The 7,639-nt window shown below is 70.6% G+C and carries 8 protein-coding genes; 5 read left to right on the forward strand and 3 right to left on the reverse strand.

Annotated elements, in window-relative coordinates; translation table 11 throughout:
- Both JYK02_RS35635 and JYK02_RS35640 read right to left on the reverse strand, forming a co-directional pair.
- Positions 1-280, reverse strand: a 280-nt coding sequence (locus JYK02_RS35635; RefSeq protein ID WP_207057428.1) for an AAA family ATPase, incomplete at its 3' end; no start/stop codon positions are given.
- 57 nt (positions 281-337) lie between these two features.
- Positions 338-1,147 carry a hypothetical protein gene (locus tag JYK02_RS35640; protein ID WP_347402658.1) on the reverse strand — a complete coding sequence of 270 codons (810 nt, stop codon included), beginning with the start codon at positions 1,145-1,147 and terminating at the stop codon, positions 338-340.
- Between the two features lie 300 nt (positions 1,148-1,447).
- Here JYK02_RS35640 and JYK02_RS35645 point away from each other — a divergent pair, with 300 nt between their 5' ends.
- Positions 1,448-3,535, forward strand: a complete 2,088-nt coding sequence (locus tag JYK02_RS35645) for a peptidylprolyl isomerase (protein WP_347402659.1) — start codon at positions 1,448-1,450, stop codon at positions 3,533-3,535.
- On the opposite strand, the gene JYK02_RS35650 is transcribed toward JYK02_RS35645, so the two are convergent.
- On the reverse strand, positions 3,532-4,653 hold the full coding sequence (locus JYK02_RS35650) for an HD domain-containing phosphohydrolase (RefSeq protein ID WP_207057430.1): 1,122 nt from the start codon (positions 4,651-4,653) through the stop codon (positions 3,532-3,534). The genes JYK02_RS35645 and JYK02_RS35650 overlap by 4 nt on opposite strands.
- Before the next feature lie 246 nt (positions 4,654-4,899).
- Here JYK02_RS35650 and JYK02_RS35655 point away from each other — a divergent pair, with 246 nt between their 5' ends.
- The 4 genes from JYK02_RS35655 to JYK02_RS35670 form a co-directional block, all read left to right on the forward strand.
- Positions 4,900-5,901, forward strand: a complete 1,002-nt coding sequence (locus JYK02_RS35655; RefSeq protein ID WP_207057431.1) for an NAD(P)H-dependent amine dehydrogenase family protein — start codon at positions 4,900-4,902, stop codon at positions 5,899-5,901.
- Between the two features lie 20 nt (positions 5,902-5,921).
- On the forward strand, positions 5,922-6,371 hold the full coding sequence (locus JYK02_RS35660) for a MaoC family dehydratase N-terminal domain-containing protein (protein ID WP_014397671.1): 450 nt from the start codon (positions 5,922-5,924) through the stop codon (positions 6,369-6,371).
- Positions 6,371-7,069, forward strand: coding sequence for a MaoC family dehydratase (locus JYK02_RS35665; RefSeq protein WP_207057432.1), 699 nt, complete (start codon positions 6,371-6,373; stop codon positions 7,067-7,069). The genes JYK02_RS35660 and JYK02_RS35665 overlap by 1 nt, the downstream gene beginning before the upstream one ends.
- A 188-nt stretch (positions 7,070-7,257) precedes the next feature.
- Positions 7,258-7,639: acyl-CoA dehydrogenase N-terminal domain-containing protein (locus JYK02_RS35670; RefSeq protein WP_207057433.1), on the forward strand; the 382-nt coding region annotated here is incomplete at its 3' end.

The raw sequence follows: 7,639 nt of genomic DNA on the forward strand, positions 1-7,639 counted from the left end.
TCATCAGGCGGAAGCTCTGCGACTGCGGCTGGAAGACGTTGGTGCCCAGGATGTCCGCGGGCATCAGGTCCGGGGTGAACTGCACGCGGGAGAAGGACAGGCCCAGCGCTCCCGCCATGCTGCGCGCGGTGAGCGTCTTGGCGACGCCGGGCACGCCCTCCAGCAGCACGTGGCCGCGCGCGAGGAAGGCCGTCACCAGGTCGGCCAGCACACGGGGCTGGCCCACGACGGCCGAGCCCAGCGCGTCGAGGAGGCGGGAGAGGGGCGTGGCGTCGGACATGATGGCCGGCGACGGTAGCCCGCCTCCCGTCCGGCGAGGCAGCGAAATCCTTGGGGCCTACTCCTGCTGGCGCTTGAGCCCCATCAGGCCGCCCAGCACCGCGATGACACCGCCAAGGATGCCCAGGAAGCAGCCGATGCTCGGCGACGAGTTCATCATCTCCGAGTTGCCGAGCGGCGACGGCACGAGCGTGGTGTCCGAGGACAGCTTCAGGAACACCAGCGACCACACGAGGGTGACCACGCTGCAGAACATCTGCGCGCCCCACGGCAGCATGGGGTTCACCCAGGTCATCACCTGACGCGCGCGCAGGCCCACCAGGACCATGGTCGCGATGGCGAAGAGGAAGGAGATGAACCCCAGGCTGATGAGGCCCAGGAAGTCGCCGTCCGCCGCCGTCTCCTTCCACGGGATGAAGCAGGAGAGCACCACCAGCGTCGCGCCCCAGAACGCGATGCGGTCGCCGCCCTCCAGCTCGCGCAGGAACGAGCGCGCGTCGTCCAGCAGGACCTCCGGATCATCGATGGGGGAGCGGGGCGACTCCAGCTCGCGCGCCTCGCGGGACCAGGGGTCCGCCACCGCGTCGCCAGAATCGTCCTCTTCCTCGACGGGGGCGGGGGCCGGTGCGCGGCGGGCGGCCGGGGCCCGAGCGGGAACGGCCTTGGCGGCGCCGCTGCCCGCGCGCGACGGAGCGCGCTGGGCCTTCTCCCGGGCGATGTCGTCCATGCTGCGCACGTTGGTGGCGTCGTCGCTCGGCGGGGGCGCGGCGGGACGGGGGCCGGTCTTCGCGCGCGCGGGCGCGGGGCGTGAGCGGGGCTCCGGCGCGGCGCGGGCCGGGGGCGGACGCGAGCGCGGCGGCGGGCCCACCCCGGTGCTCTCGTCGTCGCCGGAATCTCCCTCGTCCCCGGCTCCCCCAAGGAAGGACTGGTCGATGATGTAGTCGCAGTTGGGGCAGATGGCGGTGTCGTCCGCGACCTTGCGATTGCAGCCTGGGCAGTTCAGGGCCGGTGCTCCGGGAGGGGGGAAACGGCCCGATATCTTCCCGGCCCCAGCGCGCGGCTGTCAAACCTGTTCAACGCCATAACCCCTGGATTTTCGCGGGGAATTGACCTAGCCCTTCCCGCCATGGCCCGCCTGCCCACCGCAGTGTCCGCCGGATTCCTCCTCTTGAGCGCCTGCGCCCACACGGTGCCGCCCGCCCCACCGCCGCCGGAGACGCCCGAGCAGGTGCGGGCGCGGATCCAGGACCTGGAGGACCGCCGCTCGCTGGGCAACGGCGAACTGACGCGGCTCGCGACGTCCGCGCCGGAAGTGATTGGAGGGAACACCGTCCTTCTGCGAACCCGGGCCCTCCTGGCCCTGGTTCGCATCCAGGACGTGGAGACGCTGGAGACGATCCTTCTCGCGCTGGAGGCAGACGGGCTCTCCGAGCGCGAGGAGGCTGCCCACGCGTTGGGCCAGCTGGCGCTGTCGTGGGAACCCCTGCCGGAGGCCACCCTGGCGAGGCTGACCGAGGTGCTCGTGCGCTACGAGCCCACCCAGACCGAGGCGATGGTGCGTTCCCGGGTCATCGAGTCGCTGGGGAGGCTGGCCACGCCGGGCGCGGTCGAGGCGCTGACGGCGCGCCTGTCGCCGCCTGACTCCTACTGGGCCGGGTACGCCGCGACGGCGCTGGGCGTGGCGGCGCGCAAGGCAGGCCCTGCTGCGGTGGCGGGCGTCCCCCTGGAGCCGATTCGTGAATTGTTGAAGGACGCCGGGCGCCCGGACGTGAACCTCGCCGGGGCCTACTTCCTGTCGGCGGCGAAGCGGCCGGACTCCGTGGAGCTGCTGCGGTCCTGTCTGGCCCATGCCCAACCGGACGTGCGGGCCCTCTGCGCGAAGGGCCTGGGGGACGTGGGCGGTCCCGGGGATGCGGTGGCACTGAGCCCGCTGCTGGAGGATGAAACGCCTCGGGTGGCGGCGGAGGCGGCGAGGACGCTGGCGAAGCTCGCGACGAAGTGCGCGGAGGATGCGCCCTGTGAGCCGCTCCCGGCCCTGGACCGCATCGGGCTCCAAGCGAAGCAGGTGGCGGAGGGGAAGGCGGCGCGCGGCCATTCGTTGCTGGCGGTGGCCCAGCAGGGGCTCCCGCCCCGGGGCCGGGCGGTGTTGTCGCGCCTGAGGAGTGCCCTGGCGCAAGCCGACGCCGCCGCCGTGTCCGCTGTTGCCCGCGAAGACGTTGCATGGCTGGACTGCCGTTTCGCGGCGGCCATGGACCGGCAGCAGGGCGTGTTGGACCAGGTGCTCCAGTGCGGCTACGGCCGCGTTCCCGAAGCCCGCTGGCTCGCGCTGGGATTGCACGAGGTGGCGCAGTTCAAGGGGGCGCCCACCGGTGCCGCGTTCGCGGTGCGCTATCTGAACCACGCCAGTCCCGTGGTGCGTGGCGCCGCGCTGGATGCGCTCTCCGCACGGCCGGTGCCCGAGGCGCTGGCGCCCATCCGCGCGCTCATCGGAGGTGGGGACGCGGTGGTCGCGGGGCTGGCCGCGTCCGCCGCCGGCAAGCTGAAGGACGCAAGGGCACTGCCCGCGGTGGAGGCCCTGGCCGAGCGAGTCCCCAAGGAGCCGGACCTGGTGGAGGCGGTGGCTGGCGCGCTCGTCGCATTGCAGGGCCGCGCGGCGGAACCCCGGATGCGCGAGTGGCTGAAGCATCCCCACGCGAACGTGCGTCGCGTGGCGGCCGAGTCCCTCACCTCGCTCACGGGCAAGCCCGTCCGCTCCGCGCGCGTGGAGCTGGCCCCGGGCACCTACCGGCCACCGTCGGGCTCCGAGGTCGTGTTCCTCACGCTGCGCACGCGCAAGGGCGACATCGTCATCCGGGTGGGCGTGGAGTCCCCGCTCACGGTCGGCAACCTGGCGGAGCTCGCGCGGAAGGGCTACTTCCGGGGCATCACGTTCCACCGCGTGGTGCCGGACTTCGTCGCGCAGGGCGGCGACCCACGTGGAGACGGGGAGGGGGGCCCCGGGCACTCCATCCGCTGCGAGATCACGCACGCGAAGTTCGTTCGAGGCACCGTGGGGATGGCGCTGTCGGGCAAGGATACCGGCGGCAGTCAGTTCTTCATCACGCACTCGCCGCAGCCGCACCTGGACGGCCGCTACACGGCCTTTGGCCAGGTCGAAAAGGGCATGGACGTCGTGGACGCGCTGCTGGAGGGAACGGTCATCGACGACGTCATCGTCACGGAGTACGGCCCCGCCATTCCGCCTTCCTGGCACTAGGCCCCGGAGGCGCGCGCGGGCACCGGCTCGCCCTGGGCGTTGAGCTTGCCGCCCGTCCAGCGGTGGCTCTCCGCCTCCTCCATCAGCTCCACCTCGCGGCGGATGCGGGCCCACTCCGTCTCCGGCAGGCCGAGGAACGCCTCCGCGAGCATCGGGTCGAACTGCGTGCCCGCGCAGCGGCGGACCTCGTCGCGCGCCACGCTCATGGGGCGGCCCTTGCGGTAGGGCCGGTCGGACGTGATGGCGTCCAGCGTGTCCACGAGGCAGAAGATGCGCGCGCCGATGACGATCTCCTCGCCCTTGAGCCCCAGCGGGTAGCCCTTGCCGTCCCAGCGCTCCTGGTGCTGCAGGACGATGAGCGCCGCCTCGTGCAGGTACGGCATCTTCGCGAGCATCCGGTAGCCGAACTCCGGGTGCTGCTTCATCTCCACCCACTCATCCGGCGTGAGGGGACCGGGCTTGAGCAGGATGGAGTCGCGAACGCCAATCTTGCCGATGTCGTGCAAGAGCGCGCCCTGTTCCACGACGTCGAGCGCCGGTCCGCTCAAGCCAATCTCCTGCGCCAGCCGCCGCGCGTAGAGCGACACGCGACGCGAGTGCCACTGCGTCTCCGTGTCCCGGTAGTCCAGCGCGCTGATGAGCCCGTCCAGGAGCCCCGTGGTGCGCTCGATGACCCGGCGCTCCAGCCCCTCGTTGATGGCCAGCAGCTCCGCGTTCTTCTCCGCCACCTCGCGCGTCAGCCGTTCGTTGGCCGCCACCAGCCGGTGGTGCTCGAAGGCCTGACGGATGCTGCTCGTCAGCTCGCTCATGGCCCACGGCTTGCCCAGCAGCCGGAAGACCTCGCCCCGGTTCACCGCCTCCGACGCCGTCTTGAAGTCCGCCGCCGCCGTCAGCATCAAGCGCACCGCGCGCGGGTTCTTCTCCCGCAGCGCGGATAGCAGCTCGACGCCGTTGAGGTACGGCATCATGAAGTCCGTCAGGACGACGTCGAACCCCTGCTCCCGCGCCGCCACCACCGGGTCGCTGTGGGTGACGACCTCGTAACCCTCCGCCTGGAGGATGCGGGACAGCGCGGCGAGGATGAGCACGTCGTCGTCCACCACGAGGATTCGGGCCATGGGCAGATACGCTCCGAGCGAGTGGGCTGCGGTTTTCTCAGACTCTTATAGCTGGTCCGAGGACGGCCAAACAGGCCCCCCCAAGCTTTTCAGTGCCGCTAAACTACCGGAATTCTTGAAGTTTCCCTCTAACGTGAGGTCGCCGGACTCCACGTCCTGCTTGCCTGCCCGTCTAGCCGTGTTCTATGGTGGCCGCCTACCCGTCGTAAACGGCTGTAACCCCTTGGAATTCGGGAGCAATCTCCGATGGCTAGAGCCCCTGATGGGCCGGTGCCGGTGGTGGTGATGGGGCTGGGGTTCATCGGGCAGGAGATTGCCAGGGCGGCCCTGTCATCCCCCGAAGTGGAGCTGATCGGCGCGGTGGACTCGCAGCCGTCCCTGGTGGGGCGCCCGCTGGGCGACGTGCTGGGGCAGGCCGGGCCGCGCTTCAAGGTCTCCGACTCGCTGGAGCGCGCCGTGGGGCGCCGCAAGGGCGTGGTGGTGCTGCACGCCACCAGCTCCCGGCTGTCCCAGGTGATGGATCAGCTGCTGGACGCGCTGAAGCTGGGCCTGCCCGTGGCCAGCACCTGCGAGGAGCTGGCGTTCCCGCACCTCAAGTACCCGGAGCTGGCGGAGAAGCTGGAGAAGGCCGCGCAGAAGGCGGGCGTCGCCATCGTGGGCACGGGCGTGAACCCCGGCTTCGTGCTGGACCGCCTGGTGGCCACCGCCGGGCAGGTCTGCGGCCCCGTGCGCAAGGTGATGGCCAGCCGGGTGGTGGATGCCCGCACGCGCCGTGAAGCCCTGCAGCGCAAGGTGGGCGCGGGCCTGACGGAGGAGGAGTTCTTCGACCTGGTGGACCGCGAGGAGCTGGGCCACGTGGGGCTGGTGGAGTCCGCGGCGCTGGCGGCGCTGGGGCTGGGCCTGGACTGCGACGACTTCGAGGAGGAGGTCGCCCCCGTCTTCGCCGAGGAGGAGATCTCCGGCGGCGCATTTGTCGTGAAGAAAGGCCGCGTCGCGGGCATGTTCCAGTCCGTGGTGGGTTTGGAGGAGGGGCAGGAGCGGGTCCGGCTGGAGCTGACCATCGCTGTGGGGGCGGACAACCCACGGGATCGCATCGAGATCGACGCGGATCCCAGACTGGTACTGGAAATCCCGGGGGGAGTGGCGGGCGACCGGGCCACCGCGAACGCGCTGGTGAATGCCGCGCCACGTTTGACGGCCGCGGAGGCCGGGCTCCTGACGGTGCTCGAGCTTCCGGCAGGACGCTGAAGGTTCATCAGGAGAGGGAAATGCTGGACAAGAACGCGATTGGCCGCGCCTCGCCGCCGACGCTCAACGAGGTGGAGAAGGGCGCCATCCGGCGCTTCGCCGAAGCGATTGGCGACTACAATCCCATCTACTACGACGAGGAGTACGCCCGTGCTTCGGGCTACCCCACCATCGTCGCGCCGCCCACGTTCCCCGCGTCGTTCCATTCGGCCGCGGACCTCCGGGAGCTGCTGGGGGTGGGCATCAAGAGCCTGCTGCATGCCGAGCAGGGCTTTGACTACGAGCGGCCCATCTTCGCGGGGGACCGCATCTACGTGTCCACCCGCGTGTCGGACGTCTTCGAGCGGCCGGGCATGTCCGGCAAGATGGACATCGCGGTCATCGAGGACGAAGGCCGGGACGAAGAGGGCAACCTCGTCTTCCGCGCCCGCCGGACCCTCGTGGTGCGTGCCGCCAAGGAGAACGCCTGATGCCCGCGCGCAAGCTCTACTTCGAATCCATCCGCGTCGGTGACGAGCTGCCGGCGCTGGCCAAGGCCCCGGTGGACCGCGTCCAGTTGTCGCGCTACGCGGGCGCCTCCGGCGACTACAACCCCGTGCACGTGGACGAGCTCTACGCCAAGAGCGTGGGCATGCCGTCCGTCTACGCCCCCGGCATGCTCGTCATGGGCATGCTCGGCCAGCTCATCAGCGACTGGGCGCGTGGCGGCCAGCTGCGGCGCTACAACGTCCGCTTCATCAAGATGGTGTGGCCGGGCGACACCGTGGTCTGCAAGGGCCGCGTGAGCGACCGCCACGGCTCCGGCGGCCGGTACTTCGTGGAGATCGACCTCTGGGCGGAGAACCAGAAGGGCGAGCTCGTCATGAAGGGCGGCTCGCAGATCCAGCTCTTCTACTCGCTGGAGGACGAGAACCGGCAGCGCTCCGGCCAGTCCCCCATCGTCGTGGAGGTCCCCCGCGAGAGCCTGGTCGTCCCGGCCCCCGCCACCCCGGAGGCCGCCACCAGCGCCCCGCCGGCCGCCCCCGAGCGCGACCGCGACGAGGACGATGAGGACGACGAGGAGGCGGACGAGCCCCGCTCCGGCGCCTCCTCCAAGAAGACCGCCCCCCGGGAGAAGCCCGCCGCCAAGACGGCGTCCCTCCCGGCCGCGAAGAAGGCCAAGAAGTAGGCGTTCCTGGACGAAATCCCGCGTCCGAGCAGGGCTGCTTTCGACCGCTGCTCAACGCGGGGTGTCATCTTGGGTTGACTCAAAAATCAGTCGACGCCACACTTCCTGCGTCACATGGGCCGCTGACCCTTACTTTTTCCCGCCCTGCGGGAAGCAGGCAGGCAGCGAGCCCCTACGCAGGAGTGGCCATGTCCGCCGGCATCAACACCTACAAGACCGACCTTCGAGAGATCTTCTTCACGCTGTTCGAGCAGTTCGGCTTCGGCCAGGTGGCGGGCCAGGCGCCCTACGACGCCTGGGGGCCGGACGAGGCGAAGGCGGTCCTCACGGAGACGTACCGCTTCGCGCGCGAGGTGCTGGGGCCCCTCAACTCGGTGGGTGACCGCGAGGGCTGCCGGGTGGAGAACGGCGCCGTCTTCACGCCCAAGGGCTTCAAGGACGCGTGGAACAAGCTCTACGAGCAGGGCTTCAAGACGGTGGCGGTGAGCCCCGACCACGGCGGCCAGGGCGCGCCGATGATGCTCCAGGTGACGGTGGAGGAGATCCTCTCCGGCGCCAACACGGCCTTCA

The organism is Corallococcus macrosporus, assembly GCF_017302985.1.
Classification (GTDB): domain Bacteria; phylum Myxococcota; class Myxococcia; order Myxococcales; family Myxococcaceae; genus Corallococcus; species Corallococcus macrosporus_A.